At 72.6% G+C, this 2599-nt stretch carries 4 protein-coding genes; all 4 read left to right on the top strand.

The genetic code is table 11. The features are described from left to right. Positions 1 to 2: 2 nt before the first annotated feature. Positions 3 to 218 (top strand): 50S ribosomal protein L31, encoded by a 216-nt coding sequence (gene rpmE, locus PLL68_RS13760; protein ID WP_324535024.1) that lies wholly within the window; start codon positions 3 to 5, stop codon positions 216 to 218. Between the two features lie 115 nt (positions 219 to 333). After that, positions 334 to 1410 (top strand): peptide chain release factor 1, encoded by a 1077-nt coding sequence (gene prfA / locus PLL68_RS13755; protein ID WP_324535022.1) that lies wholly within the window; start codon positions 334 to 336, stop codon positions 1408 to 1410. A gap of 10 nt (positions 1411 to 1420) precedes the next feature. Next, on the top strand, positions 1421 to 2302 hold the full coding sequence (gene prmC / locus PLL68_RS13750) for a peptide chain release factor N(5)-glutamine methyltransferase (RefSeq protein ID WP_324535020.1): 882 nt from the start codon (positions 1421 to 1423) through the stop codon (positions 2300 to 2302). A gap of 58 nt (positions 2303 to 2360) precedes the next feature. Then, positions 2361 to 2599: L-threonylcarbamoyladenylate synthase (locus PLL68_RS13745; RefSeq protein ID WP_324535018.1), on the top strand; the 239-nt coding region annotated here is incomplete at its 3' end.

The following is a 2599-nucleotide window of genomic DNA, read 5'->3' as shown; positions in this document are numbered from 1 at the left end:
TCGTGAAGAAGGACATCCACCCCGACTACGTCGCGACCACGGTCACCTGCACCTGTGGCGCCACGTTCGAGACCCGCAGCACGGCCAAGAGCGGCGCCATCCACGCCGACGTCTGCTCGCAGTGCCACCCGTTCTACACCGGCAAGCAGAAGATCCTCGACACCGGTGGCCGCGTGGCCCGCTTCGAGGCCCGCTACGGCAAGAAGGTCGCCAAGTAGCTTTCACGGTGCGCCGGTCCGACCCCTCGCGGGACGGGCCGGCGCACTTGTGTTCCCGCCGAAGCACCACCCACGCACCACGCAAGCACCCCAAGCCAGCCCCGAAGGAGAGTCCGTGCTCGAGTCAGCCCAGGCCCTGGTCGCCGAGCACGCCGCGCTCGAGGCGCAGATGGCCGACCCGGCGATCGCCTCCGACCCGGACAAGAGCCGTGAGCTGAACAAGCGCTATGCCGCACTCGGCCCCACGGTCGCTGCCCACCACGCCTGGGTGGCCGCGCGCGACGACGTCCAGGCCGCGCGCGAGCTCGCCGCGGAGGACCCGGCGTTCGCCGACGAGATCCCCGCCCTGGAGGCCACGCTCGCCGCCGCCGAGGACCGACTGCGCCGCCTGCTCATCCCGCGTGATCCCGACGACGACCGCGACGTCATCCTCGAGGTGAAGGCCGGTGAGGGAGGCGAGGAGTCGGCCCTGTTCGCGGGTGACCTGCTGCGGATGTACCTGCGCCACGCCGAGCGCCGGGGCTGGCGCACCGAGGTGCTCGACGCCACCGAGTCCGACCTCGGCGGCTACAAGGACGTGCGGGTCGCCGTGAAGGCCCGTGGGAACTCCCAGCCCGGTGAAGCACCGTGGGCGCGGCTGAAGTTCGAGGGTGGCGTCCACCGGGTGCAGCGAGTCCCCGTCACCGAGAGCCAGGGGCGCATCCACACCAGCGCTGCAGGGGTGTGGGTCATGCCCGAGGCCGAGGAGGTCGAGGTGACGATCGACGCCAACGACCTGCGCATCGACGTCTTCCGCTCCAGCGGCCCCGGCGGCCAGAGCGTCAACACCACCGACTCGGCCGTGCGCATCACCCACCTGCCCACGGGCCTGGTCGTCTCGTGCCAGAACGAGAAGAGCCAGCTGCAGAACCGCGAGGCCGCCATGCGCGTGCTGCGCGCCCGGCTGCACCAGATCGCCATGGACGAGCGCCACGCCGCGGACGCCAGCGTTCGCAGCAGCCAGGTGCGCACCGTCGACCGCTCCGAGCGGATCCGCACCTACAACTTCCCCGAGAACCGGATCAGCGACCACCGCACCGGGTTCAAGGCCTACAACCTCGACACCGTCCTCGACGGCGATCTCGACCCGATGATCCAGTCCTGCGTCGATGCCGATGAGGCCGCCCGCCTCGCCGCCATCGCCGACCGATGAGCGCGCACCGGTGAGCGACCTCCACACCGCGGTCCGGGGGGCGTCCGCGCGCCTCGAGGCGGCCGGCATCCGCTCACCCGAGACCGATGCCGTCGAGCTCGCCGCGTTCGCCCTCGGCACCACCGCGGGCGACGTGCGCCGCGCCATGGTGCTGCGCACGACCCCGGATGCCGGGTTCGCGGCGGCGTTCGAGGCGCTCGTCAGCGAGCGGCTCACCAGGGTCCCGCTCCAGCACCTCACGGGTCGGGCGCACTTTCGCGGTCTCACGCTCGCGGTGGGGCCGGGGGTGTTCGTCCCCCGACCCGAGACCGAGGTGACGGCCGGGCTCGCGATCGACGCGGCATCCGCCATGGGCCGCCAGGGTGACGGCGTGGTCGTCGTCGACCTGTGCACCGGCTCAGGAGCCATCGCGCTGGCGGTCAAGGACGAGCTTCCCGGTGCCGAGGTCCTCGCGGTCGAGCTGTCCGACCTCGCCCACGGCTGGGCCCTGGCCAACCGCGACCACCTCGGGCTCGACGTCGAGGTGCGCCTCGGTGACGCCACGACGGCCTTCGACGACCTCGAGGGCGAGGTCGACGTGGTCGTCAGCAACCCGCCGTACATCCCCGTCGGTGCCGTGCCGGTCGACCCGGAGGTGCGCGACCACGACCCTGCCCTCGCGCTCTACGGCGGCTCGGCCGACGGGCTGGCGATCCCGCTGGCGGTCGCAGCACGCGCTGCGGTGCTGCTGCGCGAGGGTGGGGTCCTGGTCATGGAACACGCCGACAGCCAGGGGGCGAGCCTTCCCGCTGCTCTTCGCGCGACGGGGCTGTGGGGCGACGTGCTCGACCATGCCGATCTCACCGGTCGGCCCCGAGCGACGGTGGCGGTGCGCGCAGGGGCGCACAGGTGACGCGCCCTCGGCGGGGGCCTTCACGAGCCGAGCCCGGTTCGACCCTAGGCTTGGCCTCATGAGCCCCGTCTTCGACTGCACGACCGAGCCCGGACGGGCGGATGCCATTCCCAAGGCCGCCGCCGGGGTGCGCGCCGGCAGCCTCGTCGTGATGCCCACCGACACCCTCTACGGCATCGGGGCTGACGCCTTCTCCCCGGATGCCGTGCGCGACCTCCTCGCCGCGAAGGGACGGGGGAGTGACATGCCGCCTCCCGTGCTCGTCCCCGATGCGCGCACGGTCGACGGGCTCGCGAC

It is taken from the genome of Ornithinibacter sp. (assembly GCF_035443565.1).
In the GTDB taxonomy this organism is placed as follows: domain Bacteria; phylum Actinomycetota; class Actinomycetes; order Actinomycetales; family Dermatophilaceae; genus Fodinibacter.
Note: the sequence above shows the minus strand (reverse complement) of the source record. Positions and strands in the feature narration are given on the sequence as shown.